The sequence below is a fragment of the Thiothrix lacustris DSM 21227 genome, from assembly GCF_000621325.1.
GTDB lineage: Bacteria > Pseudomonadota > Gammaproteobacteria > Thiotrichales > Thiotrichaceae > Thiothrix > Thiothrix lacustris.
In genome coordinates this window covers 77,663-102,676 of the sequence record NZ_JHYQ01000015.1, presented here as the reverse complement: position 1 = coordinate 102,676, position 25,014 = coordinate 77,663, and the positions used below count along the sequence as shown (strand labels likewise).

Sequence of the window (25,014 nt, the reverse complement as noted above, 5' to 3'; positions counted from 1 at the left end):
GTCAGTGTTTTCTCCTGAGTAGCAAAGTTGAGAACGTGACCAAAAGCAGTGACAGCGCCAGCAACAGGGTTGCCAACACATTCACTTCGGGCGAAACACCGACCTTAACCATCGAAAACACCCGGATCGGCAGGATTTCAAAGCTGGGGCCGGTCACAAACGAACTGATGATTACATCATCTAATGACAGGGTAAAGCTCAATAACCACCCTGCGACAATCGCCGGAAACACCAACGGGAAAATAATCAGGCGAAAAATACGGCTTTCACTCGCCCCCAAATCCTGCGCAGCCTCCAGCAAATATTGATCGAAACCTTTGAGTTGCGCATACACCGTAATCACCACAAACGGCAGGCAAAAGGTGATGTGCGCAATCAGCAACGACCAGAAACCAAGCTGGATACCCAACGCAATAAAAATCACCAAAAAGGTAATCGCCAGCACAATATCTGGCGACATCATCACAATGAACAACAACCCGCTGGAGGTGGCCTTGAGCGGGAAACGGTAACGGTACAAGGCCAGCGCCATCAAGGTTCCGATAAGGGTTGCTGCCGTCGCCGCCAGCGTCGCGATTAGCAGGGAATTCAGGAAAGCCTGCGCCAATGCCTCATTTTCCCAGAGCTTCGCGTACCAGTTGAGGGTGAAGCCTTTCCACTCATAACCGTATTTGGAAACGTTGAAGGAATTGATCACCAGAATCGCGATGGGCAGGTAGAGGTAGGCGAAGATGGCGGCGATAAAGCTCCATTTAAAAACTTTCATCATCCAACCCCCCTGCCCGGTTAATCCGCCGATTTGCCAAGAAATACAGCCATAGCAACACCGCCATGATCCCAATCAGTGCCACGCTAAACGCCGCCCCAAACGGCCAATCCCGCACCACCAAAAACTGGTTCTTAATAATATTTCCCAGCAGCAGATTCTTCGCGCCACCCAGCAAATCCGCCACGTAAAACATCCCCATCGCGGGCAGAAACACCATCAAACTTCCCGCAATAATCCCCGGCATAGTCAGCGGCACAATGATCAGCCGGAAGCGCTGCCAAAACCCCGCCCCCAAATCATGCGCGGCCTCCAGCAACGTGCCATCCAGCTTGCCGAAACTCGACACCAGTGGCAGCACCATGAACGGCAACAGCACATACACCAGCCCAAAAATCACCGCAAACGGCGTATACAACAACTGCACCGGCTCATCCACCAAACCCGAAGCCAGCAACAAGCTATTCACCAACCCCTTGTTCCCCAGAATCAGCTTGATCGCATACGTGCGGATCAAACTGTTCGTCCAGAACGGCACAATCATCAAAAACAGCAGCAAACCACGCCACACCCCCGGCAATTTCGCCACGATGTACGCAAACGGATAGCCCAGCAGCAAACAAATCGCCGTCGTCAGGGTCGACAGCCACAAACTGTGCCAGAACACTTCGGCATACAACGGCTCCAGCAAACGCCCCCAGGAATTCAGCGTCAGCGGCCACACCGCCAAATGCTGCGGATCAGGCGACATTACGCTGGTCAGCAACACCAACACATGCGGAACCAGCACAAACAGCCCCAACCACACCACGGTCAGCACAATCACAAATCGGCGGAAATTTATCACCATCATGCTTTCCCCGATCTTTCCGCCGGGATCACATGCTCCCAACCCGGCACCCAGTCCACCCCCACTTTCTGGTTGATGCTGTAGTCAAAATCGGGGTCGTCTTCGTCAAAGAATTCGTGCGCCATCAAGGTTTGCCCGTTTTCCAGCTCGATGTGTGAATTCAGGGTCTGCCCGGTGTAACTGCGTTCCAGCACAATGCCGGGGAAACCTTTGCGTTCTGCCACGTCCGGGCGGCAATCAATGCGCAAGTCTTCCGGGCGCAACATCACGTGTACTTTGTCACCCACTGCAAAACGGTGGTCACAGCGGATTTCACGCACCACGCCGTTAATGCTGGCTTCGTACTGGTATTCACCCAGCGCCTGCACGATTTCGCCGTCAAACACATTGATTTCGCCAATGAATTGCGCCACAAACAGATTACGCGGTGATTCGTAAATTTCGCGCGGTGTGCCAACCTGCTGTGCTTGCCCATTGTGCATGACCAAAATACGGTCAGACATCGACAGCGCCTCTTCCTGATCGTGGGTAACGTAGACGAAGGTAATCCCCAATTGGCGTTGCAATTGCTTGAGTTCAAGCTGCATTTGCTGGCGGAGTTTATAATCGAGAGCGCTAAGCGATTCATCCAGCAATAAAATTTTCGGGCGATTCACCACGGCGCGGGCAATCGCGACCCGTTGCTTCTGACCACCGGAAAGCTGATGTGGCTTGCGGGTGGCAAACTCGGAAAGGCGCACAATCGCCAGCGCATCCGCTACCCGTACCGCGATGTCTTGCACATCGACCCCGGCCATTTTCAAACCAAAGGCTACATTGTCGAATACCGTCAGGTGAGGAAACAGCGCGTAACTCTGGAATACCGTATTGAAGGGGCGTTTTTCAGCGGGAATGCGGGCAATATCGTCGCCATTCAGCAAGATTTGCCCTTCATTCGGCTGTTCAAAGCCTGCAATCAAGCGCAACACGGTCGTTTTACCGCAGCCAGATGGCCCCAGAATCGTGAAGAATTCACCATCCTGTATCGTCAGATTAAAATCGGAGAGCACTTCCTGAGATGCAAACCGCTTGCTAATGTTACTCAGGGTAAGGATGGGTGATCGGGTCAAGCGATACTCCAGTGGTTAACATGATTCATCACACTGGCATTGATTATAACCAACATCGACTGCTGGTTGACTGATTTATCCGAAATCCATTCCCCCGTAGGAGCAAGCTCCCACAGGAAGAATGTCAGGCGCACTCGTTACTGAGCGGCGGCTGGCGCTGCTGCACTTGGTGCTGGAGCGCTAGTTGCTGCTGCCGGAGCCGAGCCTGCGGGTATCGGCACCAGCATATACCCTGGCGGTACCATCATCATCTGCGGCTGTTGCATTGGCATCTGCTGCATAGGGGACATACCGTTGTAATTCTGCTGTGGCATCATCGGCATGTTAGGCATGTTAGGCATGTTAGGCATGTTAGGCATGTTAGGCATGTTAGGCATGTTAGGCATGTTAGGCATGTTAGGCATGTTAGGCATCTGCATATTGGGCATACCGCCGCCATTATTGCCGCCCCACGGGAAACCACCCCAAGGACTGCCACCATTACCACCCCACGGATTAGCACTGCCCCAAGGGCTGCCACCACCGCTGTTATTACCCGAGGTATTGCTGTAACCGCTCATATTGTTATAGCCATTACCGTAACCATAGCCACTGCCTTGCAGATTACTGGCGGTATTGCCGCGCCCGCTACCTGCTGCATCGGAAGCCATGTCGGTATTGCCCTTGCCTTTGAAGGTCACAGTGAAATCGACAGCGCCATCGGCATCACCTTTACCACGCCCAAAGCCACTGGCATCGCTTGCACCCGTGCCGTAACCTTGCCCGGTTCCAGAGGTATTGGCAGTCCCGCTACCCTGACCACTGCCAGTTCCTGAGCCATTATCAAAACCATTGAAAAATTCAGCCGATGCCGCTGTAGACAAGGCCAACAAGCTGGCGAAAACCATGATAGGTAATTTCATTTTCATCCATCCTCTCTAACGTGTTTAATGTTTATCATCCGAGACCATTACTAGCAAACCACCTCCGTCCCAATAAAAAAATGGCTCCGTACACAAGACACGGAGCCAAAAAACCTTCTACGTTAGGATGAATAGAAGGAGTCTACTCACAGTGACTTTCCGGCACTGATGCAACCCAGCGGAATAATCAGCAGGGTCAATAAAGTCGCCACAGCCCCGCCAAAGATCAGTGACACCGCCATCCCCTGAAAAATCGGGTCAGAGAGAATCACCATCGAGCCACCAAACAAGGCCAGCGCCGTAATTAAAATCGGGCGGGTACGCGCTTCACAAGAATGGATAACCGCATCCAACACCGGCATACCTTTAGCCACTTCACCTCGGGCAAAGTCCACCAGCAGGATGGAATTGCGCACAATAATCCCCGCCAGCGCAATAAAGCCGATCATCGACGTTGCGGTAAACTCTGCATTCATCAGCCAATGCCCCGGCACAATGCCGATCAAGGTCAGCGGAATCGGTGCCATGATGATGGCAGGCAGGATGAAATTACCGAACTGCGCCACAATCAGCATGTAAATCAATACCAGTGCGGCGGCAAACGCAATCCCCATGTCGCGGAAGGTTTCCCACGTTACTGTCCATTCACCGCCCCACTCGAAAGCGGATTTACTTTCCACCTCTTGCGGGGTCTTGAGCCAGTAAGCTTGTTCATGTAACAACGTGCCATCCGGGCTGCGGTAGCCTTCGCCATTGTTGGCAGCCTTCAGCAGATTTTCTACCTGACTTTGCCCGTAAACCGGTGCAGCCAAACGCCCAGTGGTTTCAGCCGTCACAAATTCAACCGGGCGCAAATCCTTACGGTAAATCGGCTTGTCCTGCTTCTCGAACACGAATGTACCCAATTCCTGCAACGGTACAGCCTGCCCGGCCGGGTTGGTCACGGGCAGTTGTGACAAGCGGTAAATTTGCGAGCGGGCTTCCAGCGGAATCTGCATCACAATACGGGTCGGGTCGATCAAGGCGTTTTTCTTGATGTCACCCAACACATAACCCCCCATCGCCATTTCCAGGGTGCGGTTGATCGCTTCGGCAGTAATGCCATTACGTTGCGCCTTGTCCGAATCCACGATGAAGCGCAGCACCTCATGATCGTCTTCCATCAAGTTATCCACGTCCCCAAGGTTTTCGGCCTGACTAAAGAAGCGAGTCAAATCAGCCGCGACCTGACGGCGGGTATTCGCATCCGGCCCATAAACCTCGGCGACTACAGATTGCAGCACCGGAGGGCCCGGCGGCATTTCGACAACCTGAAGTTTCGCGCCAGTATTGCCCAGCAAAGGTTGCAGGATTTCCCGCGCCTCCACCGCAATCTCGTGGCTGCTGCGCTTACGGTCGTGTTTGGGGGAAAGCTGTACCTGTATATCCGCCTGCCAAGGTTGCTGGCGTAAATAATAGTGGCGCACCAAGCCGTTGAAATTGAAAGGCGAAGCTGTGCCAGTATAGGTTTGCAGAGCAGTTACTTCCGGCAAGGTCTTGAGTTTGCCCGCCAGTTGGTACACCAGATTGGCGGTCACGGGCATTGCCGTGCCTTCCGGCATATTGACCACCACATTGAATTCCGGCTTGTTATCCAGCGGTAACATTTTCACCCTGACACCCGTGAATGGGTAGAACATCAGCATAAACACGAAGAAGGTCGCGATAATGCCCACTAGAAAGGTAAAGCCCTTAAAACGGCTATCGACCAAAGGTGTGATAACACCACGGAAAAACTTTTCCATCATCGCCGCTTGCTTGTGCTCTTTCTCCGCCGCCGCCTGCAAGCTTTTCAGGGAAGGTCTAAAGCGATTGGTCAGCCACGGCGTAAAGGCAAACGCTGCAAACAAGGAAATCACCATCGCCACCGAACCCAGTACCGGAATCGGGCGCATATAAGGCCCCATCATGCCGCTGACAAAGCCCATCGGCAGTAAAGCTGCAATCACCGTGCCCGTTGCCAGAATAGTCGGGTTGCCTACCTCACGCACTGCATCGACCGCAATACTGATTTTGGTACTGCTGTCCATCAACCAGCGCCGGTAAATATTTTCCACTACCACAATGGCGTCATCGACCAGAATGCCGATGGAGAAGATCAGCGCAAACAGACTCACCCGGTCAATCGTCATACCCATCAGCCAAGCCGCAAACACCGTGGTGGTAATCACCGCCGGAATCACGATCAGCACCACTGTCGCCGCACGCCAACCGAGGAAGAACCACACCAGCAGCGTCACGATACCAGTCGCAACAAACAGCTTGAAGATCAGTTCATCGACCTTTTCTTTCGCGGTTGCCCCATAATTGCGGGTCACTTCGACATGCACATTGTCGGGAATAATCCGGCCTTTGAGCACTTCCAGTTTCGCCAGTATCGCATTGGCTATATCGACACCATTGGTGTTCTTTTTCTTGGCAATCGCCAGCGTGACCGCAGCGGCATTATCGGCAGTTTCTGGCACAGCCTGCGCCGCAGGGCCTGTAAAGTAAGCAACAGCATGATCTGCTTCCATCGCTGCTTCCGTCACCGTCGCGACATCACGCACATAGACTGGCCTGCCCCCCGCTACCGTCACAATCAGACGCTGAATATCGGCGGCAGAATTCAGGAAAATACCGCTATAGATCTTGAAGACTTTCTGGTTAGGTTCAACCGTGCCAGTGCTGCGTTCCGAATTCGCCATGCGGATAGCATTGGCTACCTGTTCCAGCGATACCCCAAAGGTCGCCAAACGTTCGGGCAATATTTCAACCTTCAAGGCTTCATGACGGCCTTCTACCATGAAACTCTGGCTGGTGTTTTCCACTTCGCGCAGGCTTTGCAGCACATCCAACCCAATCAGCCTCAGGTTGGTATCCTCAACTTTATTCGACCACAAGGTCAGCGTAACCAGCGGGACATCATCCGCCCCTTTGGGTTTCACGCTAGGGGTTGAGGCTTGCTGGGGAATCTTGTCTTGATTGGAGGCCAACTTGTCGTAAAGTTTGACCAGCGAAGCTTCCAGTTCTTGACCCACGATAAACTGTACCGTGACCATCGACTGTTCGTGCATGGACACTGAGTAAACGTGATCCACCCCCGTCATTTCCGAGAGGATACTTTCCAGCGGACGGGAAATCAGCTTTTCAACTTCCTGCGCCGACGCACCGGGATAGCCCACAAAAATATCCACCATCGGCACGGATATTTGTGGGTCTTCCTGACGCGGCGTGACCCACATCCCCAACACACCCACGGCAAAAAAAGCCAGTAGCAACAACAAGGAGAGCGGCGAAGTAATAAAGGCTTTGGCGGTAACGCCTGCCAACCCCAAATTGGGGTGCTCTATTTCAGCCGGATCGGCGTCTTTGGGGAAATCATTCATGTGTAACGAGCCTGACGGTAAAGGGCATTATTTCGCAGGTGGCATCCAGCCAGAAACGACGCCAACGGGTGGATCATTGATGATTTGTTCTGTGGCATCCAAACCTGAGATGACTTTGACTTTATCCTTGCCTTGATCGGTTCCAAGGCGCACCAGCCATAATTGTGATTTGCCATCCTTAACGACCAAAACACTGGGCAAACTGCTACCTTTGAACAAGGCTGTTTTGGGAATGAACAAGCTGGCGGCGCTATCACCTTCTGGCAAATGCACTTCGGCATACGTGCCTGGCGTTGCCTCAACATCGGCGGGAAGGTCAAATTTGACTGTCACCGTATGACGGGTTGGGTCAGCCAATGGGTAAATCTCGGCGACTTTCGCTGTTGTGTCGAAGTTGCTGTTAATTCTGGCGGCGACGGTCATTCCCACCTGCAAACCCGCAACCAAGCCAGAAGGTACATCCGATTGCAGGCGTTTGTTTTTGATATAACCGTAAGTGAGAAGCGGCTGACCGGGCTGGACGGTATCACCGACCTCAACCTGCTTTGATAGGATCATGCCCTCGAACGGAGCGGTTGAGGTTGCATTACCGATAGCGGCATCCAGTTCCTGTAACTGGGCACTGGCTTGTTGAAGACCACTTTGTGCTTGAAGAACAGTCGCACGGCTATTCTCCAAATCTGCCTGACGGATAGTATTGTCGTCATAACCACCCATAAAGGTACTGGCAAACTGGCGTGTCCCCAGTCTGTCGAACATGGCAGGCATACCAAAACCCGGCATCGCGCCAATATCCTTGCTACGGGGTGAAATCTGTTCGCGGTTATATTGTGCCTGAGCATTGGTAACCCCAGACTGTGCAGTGCCAATCTGGGCAGCCACCTCATTGCGCTTGGCCTGCAACTGTGAATCATCAATCTGCACAAGGGTATTGCCTGCGGCGAAAGAAGCGCCAACGCCCCCCGCCACCCGCCACCCGCTTCACTACCCCCGGTATTTGTGCTGTCAAGGTCACTTCCTTGTAAGGCACAACGGTACTACCCAGCACCGATTGGCTTTGGGTGCTGGAAACTTCAACGGGAATAATCTCGGCAGACTGCGCACCGGTAGGAAAACCGATACCCAATACCACACCTATAAGCCCCACAAACGCGGACTTTTTGTTATCCATCACGATGCCCTCCTCAAAACATCACGATTTCACCGAATCAATACCGGGCAAGCGCCACAAAGCAACCTGCCCGGCTCAGGCTAGTCGTTAAGGCGGGTAATACCCAGCATCTTCATGATGGACTTTTCATAGAATGGCTCGGAACTGCCTTTTTTCATTTTGCGGATGAAGTATTTTTCAAAGGCAATCTTGGCCAAATGCACCCACTTGCCTTTCTTCGCCCACACCATGTTACGCGGCGGGATTTGCGGAATGGCGACGAAAGCCGCACCACTATCCCCAAAGTCTGCCAGACAGATCGTGCTCCAGGTGCCGGTGGTATGCGGTTCCTTGCCTGCGATTTCATCGGCAATATTGTGAACAGCGGAGGTCACCATTGACTCGATCATATAGCCGGTTTTGGGCATACCTGTCGCGACTGGCGTTGCTTCCAATGGTGGGATGGCAATACACACACCCGCCGAGTAAATGTTTTTGTATTTTGGGCTGCGGTGCAATTCATCCACAATCACAAAACCACGCGGGTTACACAGACCTTCCACCGCAGCAACGGCTTCAACACCTTTGAAAGCAGGCAGCATCATCGCAAAGTCGAAAGCAATTTCGTGTTCTTCTTCCACTTCGCCTTTCGCGGTCAGTTCCGTGGTAAACAGCTTGCCTGCTTCAACCTTGTGGGTCTTGGCATTGGTAATCCAGTTGATGTGATGATTACGCAGTTCCGATTCCAGCATACCCTTAGAGTCGCCTACTCCACCCAAACCCAGATGGCCGATGTAAGGTTCGGAAGTGACATAAGTCATCTTGAATTTGTCACGCACCTTGCGCTTGCGCATGTCGGCATCGAGGATAAAGGCAAATTCGTAAGCTGGGCCAAAACAGCTTGCCGCAGGCATCGCGCCCACAACGATATGACCACTGCCTTTTTCCAGCAGTTTTTGGTATGCCTCGTAAGCTTGTTCAGCGTGGGTAACATCGCAAACCGACTGAGTATGACCACCGTGCGGGCCAGAACCTTCCACTTCATCAAAAAACAGTTTAGGGCCGGTGGCAATAATCAGGTAGTCGTAGTTGACCACTTCGCCATTGTCCATGTGCAGTTTGCTACCGTTGGCATCAATCTTGTTGCAACGGCTGGCAATGAATTTGATTTTCTTGCGGCTCAAATATTTTTCAATCGGGAAAGAAATATCGGAACGGGTACGCCAACCCACAGCAATCCACGGGTTGGAGGGGATGAACTGGAAATAATCCCGCTCATTGATGACAGTGATGTCATGCCCTTTACCAAGAATTTCACGCAACTCATAAGCAGCAGGCATCCCGCCTGTACCAGCACCAAGAACGACAACATGGGCCATATTCAACTCCTAAACGGTTTCTTTATCTGAACGGCATGAAACCACATTGAGCAAAAAAAGTCAAAAAAATCACTTAAAATTCAATAAGTTAGTATATTACTATGTATTAATATATAAGAATATTTGCATATTAGAATACTAAAGCGAATGGGGGACATTCACTCACTGTACAACCCTATGCCGTAATAGTTTCGTTAAGGGGAGTACATGAAATATCTCCCCTTAACGATGACGTATTGAATACGTCCCTAAAATGGCCTATTCATCATCCGCGTCCAGCCCGCCATGAAATTCTAGCCACATCACATTGATGATACCGAAAGAACACGCCAGCAATACGCCGAGTAACCAAGCAAAATACCACATGGCAAACCTCCTTAATAAACGCTGTGATCGTTGTCACGGATGAATTTAACGGTAATTTTTCCCCACATCTGCTTGTAGCACCACACGGTGTAGAACAGAATAATCGGTACAAAAATAACCGCCGCCCAGAACATGATCGCCAACGTCAGATGACTGGAAGAAGAATCCCAAATCGTCAAACTGTGGCTAGGGTTCAGACTAGAAGGCATCACGAACGGGAACAGCGAAACACCCGCCGTCATAATCACCCCGATCAGGCACAAGGAGCTATGAATGAAGCTCAACACCGGACGGTCTTTACCCGCCAGAATCAACACCCCAAATGCCCCCAGGAAACCTGCGATAGGTGCCATGATCGCCAGTGGATAGGTGCTGTAATTCGCCAACCAGGCACCAGCCATCGGCACAACCGTTTTCGCAATCGGGTTCGGCAGTGAATCATGCGGTGGCGCTTGGGTAATGGCATAACCATCAATACCCGCCCATAACCAGATACCTGCTAAACCGAAGGTCACAATTACCCCTGCGGCAGTCCATTGCGCTGCCTTACGTGAACGTGCATACACCACATCATCAGTACGCAACATCAGGTAAGTCGCACCTTGCATGGTAAACATCAACAAACTGACCAAACCCACCAAGACGGCAAACGGGTGGAACAGCTTAAAGAATGAGCCATAAGTGGTGATCCGCAGGAACTCGTCAAATGCAAACGGCACACCCAGCAACAAGTTGCCAAACGCCACGCCGATCACCAGTGGCGGCACAACACCTGCTACCACCAGACCCCAGTCCCACGTATTCCGCCAGCGCGTATCCGCAATCTTGGAACGGTAGTCAAAGCCCACCGGGCGGAAAAACAATGAAAACAACGTCAGTACCAATGCCCAGTAGAACATCGAGAACGATGCACCAAAGGTAATCGGCCACGCCGCAAAAATCGCACCGGCAGCCAGAATCAACCAAACCTGATTGCCATCCCAGTGAGGGGCAATCGCATTAATCGCCACCCGGCGTTCCTCATCGGTTTTACCGACGATGCGCAACAATGCGCCGACACCCATGTCAAAGCCATCAGTCAGTGCAAAGCCAATAAACAGCACACCCACCAAGACCCACCAGATCAACTTGAAGGTTTCGTAATCAAAAATCATGGTCTGTGCTCCTTATACCTTGTCGTTCAGTTTATCAGCGAGCACCGCACCCGCATGACCACCACCGTGCTTCTCAAAGTGATAGCGTCCGGTATGCAGGCTGCTAGGGCCTTGTTTCGCAAACTTGATCATCAAGTACATTTCCACCACCAGCAGAATGCTGTAGAAGAACACAAACCCAATAAGGCTACCGATCAAATCCCCTTCAGTCAGGGTAGAAGTCCCCAAGAACGTCGGCAATATTTCACCCACCGCCCAAGGCTGACGCCCGTATTCCGCTACAAACCAGCCAGATTCAATGGCTATCCACGGTAATGGCAAACCAACAACCGCCAAACGCATCAACCAACGCTTTTCATACGCCGTCTTTTTCGCCGTGTAATAGAATGCCAATGCAAAAATAAACAGCATTGCTACACCAGCGGCCACCATGACACGGAATGCCCAAAACAACGGTGCAACGTGTGGCACTGTGTCTCTAGAAGCTTTCTGAATTTGCTCTTCAGTCGCATCCACCACATTCTCGGTATAGCGCTTCAGTAACAAGCCGTAACCCAAATCCACACGAGCGCTTGCAAATGCCGCTTTTTCCTCCTCCGTCGCTGTACCTGCCCGCAATTTCATGAGCAAGCCATAGGCCACCATACCATTGCGGATTCGCTGGACATTCTCTGCCACCAAATCATTGATGCCTTTGACCTCCTCCGTTAATGAACGTGTCGCAATCAAACCCAGCGCGTAAGGAATCTTAATGGCGAAACTGTTTTCAGCGTTCTCCTGATCCGGGAAGGCAATGACATTAAAGCCAGCCGGAGCGGGTTCGGTATGCCATTCAGCCTCAATCGCTGCCAGTTTCATCTTCTGCACGTCACCCGCTTCGTAACCACTTTCGTCACCCAGCAAGATAACGGAGAGGATGGACGCCATGCCGAAACCGGCTGCAACAGCAAACGAACGTTTGGCAAACCCAAGGTCACGCCCTTTGAGGATGTACCACGCACTAATCGACAATACGAACATCGCCCCCGTCACATAACCCGCTGCCACCGTATGGATGAATTTGACCTGTGCAACCGGGTTGAGCAATACCGCTGCAAAGTCCACCATTTCCATGCGCATGGTTTCGTAGCTGAATTCTGCACCCACCGGGTTCTGCATCCAACCATTGGCAATCAGGATCCACAAAGCCGACAAGTTGGTGCCGATAGCCATTAGCCATGTCACCATCAAGTGTGAGGTCTTGCTTAAACGATCCCAACCGAAGAAGAACAAGCCGACGAAAGTCGATTCGAGGAAGAAGGCCATCAAGCCTTCAATCGCTAGCGGTGCGCCAAACACGTCGCCAACATAATGCGAGTAGTAAGCCCAGTTCGTACCGAACTGAAACTCCATGGTCAAGCCGGTGGTGACACCGAGAGCGAAGTTGATACCAAACAACTTACCCCAGAACTTCACCATATCCTTGTAAATCTGCTTGCCGGTCATGACATACACTGATTCCATAATGGCCAGCATAAAGGTCATACCCAGCGTGAGCGGGACAAACAAAAAATGGTAAAGGGCGACAGTTGCGAACTGCAACCGCGAAAGATCGACTACTGCATCTGTAATCATGTGGCGCTACCTCTTAGCACGTTGACGACTAACATTCCGGCTATACCAGCAGTGCCGGATGTTATTTTTAGAGAACTCCTACCTACCGAGCCAGAAATATACTGCCCATCGCAGTGCAGCAACATTGATTTCCATCAAAGCACAACAGGTAATTCTTCTTTTATTCATTCAAATACAGCTAATTAGATGCGGGTAATCCCCAACGTTTTCATGATAAGCAGCAGGCCTAACAAATATTTGTCCTATTAACGCTGTAAACCGACAGCGAATAAAGCCATAGGGCTTTCGTAAACCTGCCGTGAATCCTATAATCCCCTGTTTCCCCTTACCGGATAAAAACACAACCATGCGAGTTTCCCGATTCCCCCTGACTACCCTGCGTGAAACGCCAGCGGATGCCGAAGTCATCAGCCACCAATTAATGCTGCGGGCAGGCATGATCCGCCGCCTTGCTTCCGGCCTGTATACGTGGATGCCGTATGGCTTGCGGGTATTGCGCAAGGTCGAAGCCATCGTGCGCGAAGAAATGAATAATGCCGGAGCCATTGAAGTGCTGATGCCCTCCATCCAACCGGCAGAACTGTGGCAGGAATCCGGGCGCTGGGAAAAGTACGGGGCGGAACTGTTGCGCATCCGTGATCGCCATCAGCGTGATTTCTGCTACGGCCCCACGCACGAAGAAATCATCACCGATTACGCCCGTAAAGAATTGAGCAGCTACAAGCAGTTGCCGATCAATTTCTACCAGATCCAGACCAAATTCCGTGACGAAGTTCGCCCACGTTTCGGGGTCATGCGTGCACGGGAATTCCTGATGAAGGATGCCTACTCCTTCCACGCGACGCAGGGATCCTTGCAGGAAACTTACGACACGATGTTCGCGGCTTACTCGCGCATCTTCCAACGGCTGGGCTTGGATTTCCGCCCGGTACAAGCGGATACCGGCTCAATCGGTGGTAATGCCTCGCACGAATTCCACGTCCTTGCCGATTCCGGGGAAGACGCGATTGCCTTCGCCAGTGGCAGCAACTACGCGGCCAATATCGAGCTAGCGGAAGCCGTTTGCCTGATCGCCGAACGTGCCGCCCCAACGGAAGCAATGCGTGAAGTCGACACCCCCAATGCCAAAACCATCGAAGAACTGGTGGAACAATTTGGCCTGCCTATCGAGAAAACCGTCAAAACACTGATCGTGGCAGCGGCGGAGGATGCTGAAGCCGATTTCATCGCCCTGTTGGTACGTGGCGACCACACCCTGAACGAAATCAAGGCGGAAAAAATCCCCGGCGTTGCCGTACCCTTGCGCTTTGCTCGTGAAGATGAAATCCGCCCACTGATTGGCGCAGGCCCTGGTTCTTTAGGCCCTGTCGGCTTGAAAATTCCGGTAATCGCTGACCGTACTGTCGCCAATATGGCTGACTTCAGTGCAGGCGCGAATAGCGACGGCAAGCACTTTTTCGGGATCAGCTGGGAACGCGATGTCGCCCTGCCCCAAATTGCCGATTTGCGTAATGTGATCGAAGGCGACCCCAGCCCGGATGGTTGTGGCACACTATCCATCATGCGTGGTATCGAAGTCGGACACATTTTCCAATTGGGTAAAACCTATTCGGAAAAACTCAATGCTACCGTGCTGGATGAAAACGGGCGGGCGCAAGTCATGACCATGGGTTGCTACGGCATCGGCGTTTCCCGCGTCGTCGCTTCTGCGATTGAGCAGAACAACGACGAAAACGGCATTCGCTGGCCTGCGGCGATTGCGCCGTTCACCGTAGTGATTGCACCCCTGAATATGCAGAAATCGCCTGATGTAGCGGCGAAAGCGGAAGAACTGTACGCACAACTGCAAGCCGCTGGCGTGGATGTGTTGCTGGATGACCGCGCATTACGCCCCGGCGCGATGTTTGCTGACCACGAACTGGTGGGCATTCCGCATCGGGTCATCATTTCTGAGCGTGGCTTACAAGCCGGAGAGATTGAATACAAGGCGCGGAGTGGCGGTGATGCGGTGAAAGTGCCGGTTGCCGAGATTCTGGCGTTTGTTCAAGGGTTGTAAGAAAATCCCCACTGCCCCCCCTTTTTTCGAAGGGGGGGTAGGGAAGTTTACATGACAGCGACGGGGTAAGAACCCAGTACGCGCACTACTTCCGCTTCTTGTCGCAGTGCTTCCAACGCCCCACCAATCGCGGCGTCTTGCTCATGCCCACGTACATCCAGAAAGAACGAATATTCCCAGTTGGTCGTGCGCGACGGGCGCGATTCGATGCGGGTCATATCCACACCGTTTTCAGCCAACGGTTTCAGCAAGTGATACAAGGAACCGGGGCGATTGCGGGTGGATACCAGCAACGAGGTACGGTCATTACCACTCGGCGATACCACCTGATCACCGATGACCAAAAAGCGCGTGGTGTTGTTAGGGTTATCTTCGATGCTGTCCTGCATAATCTGCAAACCGTAGATCGGCGCGGCCTGACGGCTACCAATCGCTGCTGCGGTATCATCCAGCGAGGCCAGACGCGCCGCTTCGGCATTACTGCTTACCGGAATGCGTTCGGCTTGTGGCAAGTTTTTATCCAGCCAATAGCGGCATTGCGCCAGCGATTGTGCGTGCGAATACACTTTTTGCACACTCTGCCAGTTCGCGTGGCGGCACATCAGGTTTTGATGGATGCGCAGGGAAATTTCCCCGCAAATCCGCAAGCCCGATTGCATGAACATATCCAGCGTATGCGTGATCACGCCTTCGGTCGAATTCTCGATGGGCACAACCCCGTAACGCACCCTGCCCGCTTCCACTTCACGGAACACCTGCGGGATAGAATCGACAGGTTGGGTAGCAACATTCAGCCCGAAGTGCTTGAAAGTAGCCTCTTGTGTGAAAGTGCCTTCTGGCCCCAGATACGCAATGCGCATGGATTCTTCCAACGCCAGACACGAGGCAATGATTTCGCGAAACAGGTGCGTAATTTGCTCATGGCGTAAGGGGCCTTGATTCAGCGACTGCATCCGCGTGAGAATTTGCGCCTCGCGTTCCGGGCGGTAAAACTTCGCCTTCGGGTCTTCCGCCAATTTGGTGTGCGCTACTTCTTCAGCACAGCGGGCGCGTTCATTCAACAGCGCCAGCATCTGGGTGTCCAGCGCATCAATACGTTCACGCAAGGCAACTAAGGCCGCATTCGTGGCGGAAACAGTCGTGTTACTCAAAGCAATATTACCTTTGAAATCGTTCATCATGTGGCAGTGTGATCACTCGCGGATGGTTACTCAGGCATTACCCGTTCTTTTTCGCAAAGTCTTGCATGAAACTGACCAGCGTATCCACGCCTGCTTCCGGCATAGCATTGTAGAGGCTAGCACGCATACCGCCGAACAAGCGATGGCCTTTCAGTGTCATCAAACCCTGCTGGGCGGCTTCGCTGAGGAAGGATTTATCCAGTTCAGCATTGGCAAGGATAAACGGCACATTCATCCACGAACGGCAGTCAGGCGCGACTGGGCTATGGTAGAAACCGCCAGACGTTTCAATCGCAGTGTAGAGCTTTTGTGCCTTGCGTTGGTTGAGGGTTGCCATACCTGCCAAACCACCCTGCTGCTTGATCCACTTGAATACCAAACCGGCCAAATACCAGCTATAGGTTGCCGGTGTGTTATACATGGATTCATTGTCAGCATGGATTTTGTAATCGAACATGGTCGGCGTACCCGGCAGGGTTTCGCCAATCAGGTCATCACGCACAATCACGATGGTCAAACCAGCCGGGCCAATGTTTTTCTGTGCACCCGCGTAGATTAGGCCAAACTTGCTGACATCCAGCGGACGCGACAGGATAGTAGAAGACATATCCGCGACCAAGGGAACATCGCCTGTTTCAGGAATCCAACCGAACTCCACCCCGCGAATGGTTTCATTCGGGGTGTAGTGCAAATAAGCCGCATTGGCATCACGCGTCCACGTATCAAACGCCGGAACACTGGTGTAATTGCCTATTTTGCTAGAGGCAACCACATTAACCTTGCCGTAACGCTTGGCTTCCATGATGGCCTTGTCTGACCAGTCGCCGGTGTCCACGTAGTCTGCCGTGCCTTTGCCACGCAGCAGATTTTGCGGAATCATCGCAAACTGGCTGCTCGCGCCGCCTTGCAAAAACAGTACTTTATAATTGGAAGGGATACCCATGATTTCACGCAGATCCGCCTCGGCTTCAGCAGCGATAGACATGTATTCATGGCCACGATGACTCATCTCCATCACTGACATGCCGCTGCCATTCCAGTCCAGCATTTCAGCCTGAGCTTGCTCAAGGACGGATTGAGGCAACATGGCAGGGCCAGCGCTGAAATTGAATATTCTCTTCATTCGTGCTTATTCCTGATCATCAATTGTATCGGTAACGTCAGCGGCTTCGCTCATCTCAGTCAGTTCGGCAGCATCACCTTCTTCATCGCTGGCGTCGGTCAAAATCGGGGCAACTTGCACCAGCTTTTCACCCTCACTGAGGCGAATCAGGGTGACGCCCTGCGTATTACGACCCACGATGGAAACGTCTACCACCGGCGTGCGCACTAACGTACCACCGTCGGTGATGAGCATGATTTGACATTCTTCACGCACCTGCACAGCGCCGACCGCATTACCGTTACGGTCGGAAGTCTGGATGGCAATCACACCTTGCCCACCGCGACCTTGCTGCGAGAATTCTTCGGCGCGGGTACGTTTGCCGTAGCCATTTTCGGTGGCAATCAGCAATTCACCTTCGCCCAGAATAATCAGCGCGTTTACTTCCTGACCTTCTTCCAAACGAATACCACGCACACCAGCGGCAGTACGCCCCATCGCCCGCACGTCGGATTCGTGGAAACGGATGGCCTTGCCGGAAGTGCTGAACAGCATGACTTCGTTGTCACCGTTAGTCACGGCGACATCGACCAATTGGTCACCATCACGCAGGTCAACGGCAATGATCCCAGCAGTACGTGGGCGCGAGAAATCAGCCAGTGAGGTTTTCTTTACCGTACCTTCTGACGTTGCCATGAAGATGTATTTGTCTTCGGCGTATTCGCGGATCGGCAACACCGCATTAATGCGTTCGCCTTCTTCCAGTGGCAGCAAATTGACCATCGGTTTACCGCGTGCACCGCGTCCGCCCATTGGTAACTGGTATACCTTCAGCCAGTACATGCGCCCACGGCTGGAGAAGCACAGCAAGGTGTCGTGCATACTGGCAACGAACAGCTTTTCGATGAAGTCTTCGTCTTTCATTGACGTGGCGGCTTTGCCCCGTCCACCGCGTTTTTGCGCACGGTAAGTGTCGAGGGTTTGCGCTTTGGCGTAACCGGCGTGCGAGAAGGTGACCATGACTTCTTCGTCAGCAATCAGGTCTTCCATGCACAGGTCTTCGCCGACCACGTTGATTTCAGTGCGGCGAGCATCACCGTAAGTGTCACGGATCAGCAGCAATTCATCACGGATCACTTGCAGCAAGCGGTCAGGATTACTAAGAATTTCCAGCAAATCGGCAATCTTTTCCAGCAATTCGCGGTATTCAGCAAGGATTTTGTCTTTTTCCAAACCTGTCAGGCGGTGCAGGCGTAAATCCAGAATCGCTTGCGCTTGTACTTCAGACAGCCAGTAACCGTCTGGGCGCAAACCGTATTGCTCTGGAAGATCGTCCGGGCGACAAGTATCGGCACCGGAACGGCTGAGCATGTCGCTAACAATGCCTGCATTCCAAGCACGCGCCACCAAACCTAGTTTCGCATCCGCTGGGCTAGGCGCAGATTTAATCAGCGTAATAATGTCGTCGATATTCGACAACGCTACCGCCAAACCTTCGAGGATATGGGCACGTTCACGCGCTTTGCGTACTTCAAAAATGGTGCGGCGGGTCACGATCTCGCGGCGATGACGCAGGAAGGCTGAAAGGATGTCTTTCAGGTTCAGCAAGCGCGGCTGACCATCGAGCAGCGCCACCATATTGATGCCGAACACGCTCTGCATCTGGGTTTGCTTGTACAAGTTATTGATGAGAACGTCGCCGGATTCACCGCGCTTGAGTTCGATCACCATGCGCATCCCGTCCTTGTCGGACTCGTCGCGCAACTCGGAAATGCCTTCGATCTTTTTCTCTTTCACCAGTTCGGCGATTTTTTCCAGCAAACGTGCCTTGTTGACCTGATAGGGTAACTCGGTGACGATGATGGTTTCGCGACCCGTGCGGGCATCGACTTCGACAGTGGCACGGGCGCGGACGTAGATGCGGCCTTTCCCTGTCGTGTAGGCTTCGCGGATACCGCGTGCGCCGTTAATGATACCGGCCGTCGGGAAATCTGGCCCCGGCAGGTATTCCATCAAATCGCTGATGTCCATATCCGGGTCGGAGAGCAATGCCAGACAAGCATTGACCGTTTCGGTCAGGTTGTGGGGCGGAATATTGGTCGCCATCCCGACCGCGATACCGGAAGAACCGTTGACCAGCAGGTTGGGAATGCGCGTGGGGAATACGCTGGGTTCTTTTTCGTTGCCATCGTAGTTGGGGACGAAATCGACGGTTTCTTTGTCGATGTCCATTTGCAACTCATGAGCCACCTTGGACATACGCACTTCGGTATAACGCATCGCTGCTGGTGAGTCACCATCCACGGAACCGAAGTTACCCTGCCCGTCCACCAGCATGTAGCGCAGTGAAAACGGTTGCGCCATCCGCACCATCGTATCGTACACAGCCGTATCACCGTGCGGATGGTATTTACCGATCACGTCACCGACGATACGCGCAGATTTTTTGTAAGACTTGTTCCAGTCGTTGCCAAGTTCACTCATGGCAAACAACACGCGACGATGTACGGGTTTCAAACCGTCGCGCACGTCTGGTAAAGCACGCCCGACGATGACACTCATCGCGTAGTCCAGATAGGACTGACGCATTTCATCTTCGAGATTAACCGGGATAATTTCCTTGGCAAATGTGGCCATATTATTGTTCGATCACCTAAATCATGAAGTGCGCGATTATACCAGAAAAAGTAAGGATGTGCGCATTAGACATCGTGGATTCATATCAAACCCGCCACACTCATTTCATCTTGTATTACGGTATGACAGCCATAACAATTTCTGTACGACTTCCACCGGAAGAGCAACACATGCTGACGATGGTAGCGCGGCGCATGGGGCGCGGATAGCCTTGCCGCCGCCCCCACTGACCCGATGAAACGCCAAATCTGGGAGAAACTGCGAGCCAAGCACCACCGCATGGGTTAATGCTCAAAATCAGGCATATTCTGACGGTGGATGAGCGGGATTTTCAGTCTATCGCCTCGCCGATGGCAGTTGTTTTGAACGGCTATGGGTGTAACGACAACACCCGCTCAAGATCAGCCTCAGTAATCGGAAAAGCCAACGTCACCAACGGAAAACGCTCTTCCAACCGCGCCAACTGATGCGCGTATTCGCGGTCGTAAAACACCACCACCCGCGTATCCGTAAAGCGTTGCACCACCGCCATCATGGATTCGAGGCTACTGGTACGGTCACGAAAATCCGACTGGAAATTAAACTCCGCCACGATCACCGCCGGGGTGTTTTTTTTCAGGAATTGCAGCACCTTACGCATACTGGTTTCCCGCGCCACGTTGTAGCCCAAACGCTGGTACAGGGGGGTAAAATCGGGGTAGCCACCCAACTCCACCACACTCAACAATAGTCTTTCCGGTTTTTCGGACATTGGCATTTGCGCCTCTCCTGTTTCACAATAAGCTCAGGTAACGGAGGTAGATCATGCCACAATACGAAAGTTTTTATCGCGGCGACGTGCTTGGGTTTGAAACACGTACCCTGTCCGCCCCCCACTACAATGCGATGCGCTTGCTGCTGGATTTCAGCGGCAAACCGTGTGTATTTGTCCCCATCCGCACCATGCAAGTCATGGCAGTGATTGACCATGAGGAAGTGATTTTTGTTGCCTCCCACCACAAGGCCGAGATTGAATTTGCATGGCGGTATTTTCACCCGCAAACACGCGAATCCCTCAGCGACCCCGTGCCATACATGCTGGAATATTACAAACCCGAAGCGCTGGAAAACATGCAGCGGGCGCAAGGGGAATTTTTCCAGCATGTGAAATTACTGGCGGGACGGCTACGCCAACAAGAACGCCCCACCACCGCCACACGCAAAGTGGTCACTTTCCCACAGCGCTCTTGACGAAACGCGGTGCTTCCGCCATCACAAAGCGTTTGAATTCGCGGGCAATCGGCGATAAACGTTTGCCCTTACGCATGACGATGTGCCAGTGACGCTGGATCGGGAAATTTCCCACATTCAATACAACCAAGCGTCCACTATCCAGTTCCGGCTGGATGGTGTGCATCGACACAATCCCCAAACCCAAGCCCGCTTCCACCGCGTGTTTGATGGTTTCATTACTGCGCATTTCCAGTGTATTTTTGCAACTAGCACTGTGTTTATGCAGGTGGCGCTCGATCGCGCTGCGGGTTCCTGAGCCTTTTTCCCGCACGATAAAGCGTTCCGCCAACACATCACTCAGTAATAATGGGCGATCGATACTAACCAGCGGATGATTAGGCGCGGCAATCACTACCAGCGGATTGGCCATCAAACGCTCGGATTGCAAGCCATGCCCTTTCGGCGGCTCGCCCATAATCACCATGTCTGGCTCGTGGTTTTCCAATTGATCCAGCAAGGTATGGCGGTTGGTCACATCCAACGTAATATTGATACCTTCGTGTTGGCGGGAAAATTCTGCCAGTAGTTGCGTGACAAAATAATTAGCAGTAGTCGCTACCGATACAATCAGGTGTCCACCCTTCACGCCTTTGAGTTCTTTCATTGCCCCCAGCATATCGTTATGCGCTTGCAAGACGCGACTAGCATACTGCTGCACCTCCTTACCAATTGGGGTCAGACACATCTTCTTGCCTTGTCGCTCAAATAGCGCCAAGCCACTATATTCTTCCAACTGCTTGATTTGCATGGATACGGCAGGTTGGGTCATGAACAGCTTTTCAGCCGCACGGGTGTAACTTTCGTACTGGGCAACCGCTTCAAAAATACGGATCTGGCTCAATGAGTACGGCATCTGCTCCTCCTAAAAACATCAGCGATGCTTATATCTACATGTTTCATTATTGAGTTTCAATTATACCTACACTTTGCCATACTTAGCCCCATCAGCAAGACATGCTTGTTGTTTATACAGATTATTTGTCAATTACGCTCGTTGGAGGCACTTACTTCATGGCTAAGAATTACAGCGCTGGTGTTAAAGAATACCGCGAAACTTACTGGATGCCGGACTACACCCCGAAAGATACCGACATTTTGGCTTGCTTCAAAATCACTCCACAGGCTGGCGTACCACGTGAAGAAGTAGCCGCAGCGGTTGCAGCAGAATCCTCCACAGGTACATGGACAACGGTTTGGACTGACCTGCTGACCGACCTGGATTACTACAAAGGCCGCGCTTACGCGATCGAAGACGTACCCGGCGATGACACTTGCTTCTACGCATTCGTGGCTTACCCAATCGACCTGTTTGAAGAAGGTTCCGTGGTCAACGTACTGACTTCATTGGTGGGTAACGTATTCGGCTTTAAAGCCCTCCGCGCCCTGCGTCTGGAAGACATCCGCTTCCCAATTGCTTACGTTATGACTTGTAATGGCCCACCACAGGGTATCCAAGTTGAACGTGACATCATGAACAAATATGGCCGTCCACTGCTGGGTTGCACCATCAAGCCTAAGCTGGGTCTGTCTGCGAAGAACTACGGTCGTGCGTGCTACGAAGGTCTGCGCGGCGGTCTGGACTTCACCAAGGATGACGAAAACGTTAACTCACAGCCGTTCATGCGCTGGAGACACCGTTTTGACTTCGTTATGGAAGCGATCCACAAAGCTGAAGCCGAAACGGGCGAACGCAAAGGTCACTACCTGAACGTTACAGCTCCGACTTCTGATGAAATGATGCGCCGCGCTGAATACGCGAAAGAAATCGGTGCACCTATCATCATGCATGACTACCTGACGGGTGGTCTGTCGGCCAACACCCAGTTGGCGCAATGGTGCCAAAACAACGGCATGTTGCTGCACATTCACCGTGCGATGCACGCGGTTCTTGACCGCAACCCGCACCACGGCATCCACTTCCGCGTTCTGACCAAGATTTTGCGTCTGTCAGGCGGCGACCACCTGCACTCCGGTACGGTTGTGGGTAAATTGGAAGGCGACCGTGAAGCCACTTTGGGCTGGATCGACATCATGCGCGACTCTTTCATCAAGGAAGACCGTTCACGCGGTATCTTCTTCGATCAAGATTGGGGCTCCATGCCTGGCGTCATCCCGGTTGCATCCGGTGGTATCCACGTCTGGCACATGCCTGCGCTGGTTAACATCTTTGGTGATGACTCCGTACTGCAATTCGGTGGTGGTACTCTGGGTCACCCTTGGGGTAACGCAGCCGGTGCAGCAGCCAACCGTGTCGCGGTTGAAGCTTGCGTCGAAGCGCGTAACTCTGGTCGTGAACTGGAAAAAGAAGGCAAGGACATCCTCACTAATGCAGCGAAGTCCAGCCCTGAACTGAAAATCGCCATGGAAACCTGGAAAGAAATCAAGTTCGAGTTCGATACCGTTGACAAACTTGACGTCGCACACAAGTAATTGATTCTTTAAACTTATTCTGGAGTAACTCACATGAGTGATGTACAAGACTACAAATCAAGCTTGAGCAATGCTGACAGCCGCAAGTTTGAAACTTTCTCTTACCTGCCTGCACTGGATGCGGATCAAACCCGCAAGCAGATTCAGTACATCGTGAACAAGGGCTGGAACCCTTCGATCGAGCACACTGAACCGGCCAATGCATTCGGCAACTACTGGTACATGTGGAAACTGCCCATGTTCGGTGAAACCAGCGTTGATGCGATATTGGCTGAACTGAACAATTGTCACGCCGCGCACCCGAACAATCACGTTCGTTTGCTGGGTCTGGACAACTATGCACAGTGCGCAGGTGCTTCCATGGTTATCTTCCGTGGTAAAACCGTCTGATTAAGGGGTGACAGTGTGTGGAGGGCGTATACAATACGCCCCTACACCAACCTCGTAGGGGCGTATTGCATACGCCCTTATTATCCAACCCTATCAGGAGCGCATCATGAATAAACCCAATACTTACATCGGCATCGACAAGGACATCCAAGGCGGCATGACCAGCATTGGTAAGATTATCCGCGACGCTTGGGTATTCGGCATTTTGCCTGAAACGCAAACCTGTGAAGGCTGGAACCTAGCCGGGATTGACTCCGTATTACAAAAGGTCAATGCCGAGTGGGATAAATATGGCTGTTTGGTCAGCCACTTACCGCCAGAACTTGTCGAACGTCACCAACGCATCCACGGGGCAGCCATCGAAAAAGCCCGTGTCGAGGGCTGGTGTGGCGAACACGAACTCGAAGACGATAAATAAGAGGACTTGTCATGTCTGCTGTTGACCCAAACCAGTATGTCGTAAAAACCGAGCCTTACTACGAACCGGTCGGGGATGAAATTGCCCTGTACGAAGCCGCTTACAGCGCACGTATGCCGATGATGTTGAAAGGCCCAACCGGCTGCGGCAAATCGCGTTTCGTCGAACACATGGCATGGCGCTTGAAACGTCCGCTGATCACCGTAGCATGTAATGAAGACATGACGGCATCCGATCTGGTGGGGCGTTTCCTGCTGGATAAAGATGGCACCAAATGGCAAGACGGCCCACTGGCAACAGCCGCTCGCATGGGTGCAATCTGCTATCTGGATGAAGTCGTGGAAGCCCGTCAGGATACCACCGTTGTTATCCACCCACTGACTGACCACCGCCGCACCCTACCGCTGGACAAAAAAGGCGAGCTGATCGAAGCGCACCCCGATTTCCAGTTGGTCATTTCCTACAACCCCGGCTATCAAAGCCTGATGAAGGATTTGAAACAATCCACCAAGCAACGTTTCGGTGCACTTGACTTTGATTACCCGCGCGAAGCGATTGAAGTGGCTATCGTTTCCAAAGAATCCGGCGTTGACGAAAAGACAGCCGCGAAGCTGGTACAAATTGCCCACCGCGCGCGTAACCTCAAAGGCCACGGTCTGGATGAAGGCATTTCCACCCGTTTGCTGGTTTACGCAGGACAATTAATCGGCAAAGGCGTTGCACCGCAAGCCGCTTGTACCATGACCATGGTAACACCGCTGACTGACGACCCAGACATGCGCGATACGCTGAATGCAGCAGTACAAACGTTCTTTGGGTAAACAGTAAAAT

Annotated in this window: 22 protein-coding genes; 6 read left to right on the top strand and 16 right to left on the bottom strand. The window is 52.4% G+C overall.

Translation table 11 applies throughout. The features are described from left to right. Position 1 precedes the first annotated feature (1 nt). From potC to Q394_RS0108445, 11 genes are all read right to left on the bottom strand, one after another. Entirely contained in the window at positions 2 to 769 is a 768-nt protein-coding gene (gene potC, locus Q394_RS0108490) for a spermidine/putrescine ABC transporter permease PotC (RefSeq protein WP_028488911.1), read from the bottom strand. Next, positions 753 to 1,619 carry a spermidine/putrescine ABC transporter permease PotB gene (gene potB / locus Q394_RS0108485; RefSeq protein WP_028488910.1) on the bottom strand — a complete coding sequence of 289 codons (867 nt, stop codon included), beginning with the start codon at positions 1,617 to 1,619 and terminating at the stop codon, positions 753 to 755. The genes potC and potB overlap by 17 nt, the downstream gene beginning before the upstream one ends. Beyond that, a complete protein-coding gene (gene potA, locus Q394_RS0108480; RefSeq protein WP_028488909.1) occupies positions 1,616 to 2,725 on the bottom strand; it encodes a spermidine/putrescine ABC transporter ATP-binding protein PotA in 1,110 nt (369 codons plus the stop codon). Before potA ends, potB begins: the two co-directional genes overlap by 4 nt. A gap of 137 nt (positions 2,726 to 2,862) precedes the next feature. Next, the gene (locus Q394_RS0108475; protein WP_028488908.1) at positions 2,863 to 3,627 is read right to left on the bottom strand and encodes a hypothetical protein; all 765 of its coding nucleotides are present in this window, start codon (positions 3,625 to 3,627) and stop codon (positions 2,863 to 2,865) included. Between the two features lie 146 nt (positions 3,628 to 3,773). Beyond that, entirely contained in the window at positions 3,774 to 7,034 is a 3,261-nt protein-coding gene (locus Q394_RS0108470; protein WP_028488907.1) for an efflux RND transporter permease subunit, read from the bottom strand. A 27-nt stretch (positions 7,035 to 7,061) separates the two neighbouring features. Continuing rightward, positions 7,062 to 7,958: an efflux RND transporter periplasmic adaptor subunit gene (locus tag Q394_RS19600; RefSeq protein ID WP_245606757.1), complete on the bottom strand. Its 897-nt coding sequence runs from the start codon at positions 7,956 to 7,958 to the stop codon at positions 7,062 to 7,064. Continuing rightward, positions 7,948 to 8,208, bottom strand: a complete 261-nt coding sequence (locus tag Q394_RS22855) for a hypothetical protein (RefSeq protein WP_245606756.1) — start codon at positions 8,206 to 8,208, stop codon at positions 7,948 to 7,950. Before Q394_RS22855 ends, Q394_RS19600 begins: the two co-directional genes overlap by 11 nt. A 77-nt stretch (positions 8,209 to 8,285) precedes the next feature. Beyond that, positions 8,286 to 9,563, bottom strand: coding sequence for an NAD(P)/FAD-dependent oxidoreductase (locus Q394_RS0108460; protein ID WP_028488906.1), 1,278 nt, complete (start codon positions 9,561 to 9,563; stop codon positions 8,286 to 8,288). 258 nt (positions 9,564 to 9,821) lie between these two features. After that, on the bottom strand, positions 9,822 to 9,929 hold the full coding sequence (gene cydX / locus Q394_RS21890) for a cytochrome bd-I oxidase subunit CydX (protein WP_028488905.1): 108 nt from the start codon (positions 9,927 to 9,929) through the stop codon (positions 9,822 to 9,824). Positions 9,930 to 9,940: 11 nt separating this feature from the next. Continuing rightward, positions 9,941 to 11,083 carry a cytochrome d ubiquinol oxidase subunit II gene (gene cydB, locus Q394_RS0108450; protein WP_028488904.1) on the bottom strand — a complete coding sequence of 381 codons (1,143 nt, stop codon included), beginning with the start codon at positions 11,081 to 11,083 and terminating at the stop codon, positions 9,941 to 9,943. Positions 11,084 to 11,095: 12 nt separating this feature from the next. Continuing rightward, entirely contained in the window at positions 11,096 to 12,697 is a 1,602-nt protein-coding gene (locus Q394_RS0108445; protein WP_028488903.1) for a cytochrome ubiquinol oxidase subunit I, read from the bottom strand. A 346-nt stretch (positions 12,698 to 13,043) separates the two neighbouring features. On the opposite strand from Q394_RS0108445, the gene Q394_RS0108440 reads away from it, so the two are divergent. Beyond that, the gene (locus Q394_RS0108440) at positions 13,044 to 14,753 is read left to right on the top strand and encodes a proline--tRNA ligase (protein ID WP_028488902.1); all 1,710 of its coding nucleotides are present in this window, start codon (positions 13,044 to 13,046) and stop codon (positions 14,751 to 14,753) included. A 47-nt stretch (positions 14,754 to 14,800) separates the two neighbouring features. Here Q394_RS0108440 and pheA read toward each other — a convergent pair whose 3' ends face one another. From pheA to Q394_RS0108420, 4 genes are all read right to left on the bottom strand, one after another. Beyond that, positions 14,801 to 15,904, bottom strand: coding sequence for a prephenate dehydratase (gene pheA / locus Q394_RS0108435; RefSeq protein ID WP_028488901.1), 1,104 nt, complete (start codon positions 15,902 to 15,904; stop codon positions 14,801 to 14,803). 67 nt (positions 15,905 to 15,971) lie between these two features. After that, the gene (gene serC / locus Q394_RS0108430) at positions 15,972 to 17,057 is read right to left on the bottom strand and encodes a 3-phosphoserine/phosphohydroxythreonine transaminase (RefSeq protein WP_028488900.1); all 1,086 of its coding nucleotides are present in this window, start codon (positions 17,055 to 17,057) and stop codon (positions 15,972 to 15,974) included. A gap of 6 nt (positions 17,058 to 17,063) precedes the next feature. Then, complete coding sequence (gene gyrA, locus Q394_RS0108425) at positions 17,064 to 19,673, bottom strand: DNA gyrase subunit A (RefSeq protein ID WP_028488899.1); 2,610 nt, start codon at positions 19,671 to 19,673, stop codon at positions 17,064 to 17,066. A gap of 370 nt (positions 19,674 to 20,043) precedes the next feature. Beyond that, on the bottom strand, positions 20,044 to 20,430 hold the full coding sequence (locus tag Q394_RS0108420) for a hypothetical protein (protein ID WP_245606755.1): 387 nt from the start codon (positions 20,428 to 20,430) through the stop codon (positions 20,044 to 20,046). A 47-nt stretch (positions 20,431 to 20,477) separates the two neighbouring features. On the opposite strand from Q394_RS0108420, the gene Q394_RS0108415 reads away from it, so the two are divergent. Further along, a complete protein-coding gene (locus Q394_RS0108415) occupies positions 20,478 to 20,903 on the top strand; it encodes a hypothetical protein (protein WP_028488897.1) in 426 nt (141 codons plus the stop codon). Here the strand turns inward: Q394_RS0108415 and Q394_RS0108410 are convergent. Beyond that, positions 20,881 to 21,798, bottom strand: coding sequence for a LysR family transcriptional regulator (locus Q394_RS0108410; protein ID WP_028488896.1), 918 nt, complete (start codon positions 21,796 to 21,798; stop codon positions 20,881 to 20,883). The two genes, Q394_RS0108415 and Q394_RS0108410, sit on opposite strands and share 23 nt — an antisense overlap. 158 nt (positions 21,799 to 21,956) lie before the next feature. Here Q394_RS0108410 and Q394_RS0108405 point away from each other — a divergent pair, with 158 nt between their 5' ends. From Q394_RS0108405 to Q394_RS0108390, 4 genes are all read left to right on the top strand, one after another. Beyond that, complete coding sequence (locus Q394_RS0108405) at positions 21,957 to 23,375, top strand: form I ribulose bisphosphate carboxylase large subunit (RefSeq protein ID WP_028488895.1); 1,419 nt, start codon at positions 21,957 to 21,959, stop codon at positions 23,373 to 23,375. Between the two features lie 33 nt (positions 23,376 to 23,408). Continuing rightward, the gene (locus Q394_RS0108400; protein ID WP_028488894.1) at positions 23,409 to 23,765 is read left to right on the top strand and encodes a ribulose bisphosphate carboxylase small subunit; all 357 of its coding nucleotides are present in this window, start codon (positions 23,409 to 23,411) and stop codon (positions 23,763 to 23,765) included. Between the two features lie 106 nt (positions 23,766 to 23,871). After that, a complete protein-coding gene (locus Q394_RS0108395; protein ID WP_028488893.1) occupies positions 23,872 to 24,183 on the top strand; it encodes a hypothetical protein in 312 nt (103 codons plus the stop codon). A gap of 11 nt (positions 24,184 to 24,194) precedes the next feature. Then, positions 24,195 to 25,004 (top strand): CbbQ/NirQ/NorQ/GpvN family protein, encoded by an 810-nt coding sequence (locus Q394_RS0108390; protein ID WP_028488892.1) that lies wholly within the window; start codon positions 24,195 to 24,197, stop codon positions 25,002 to 25,004. The last annotated feature ends 10 nt before the right edge of the window (positions 25,005 to 25,014 follow it).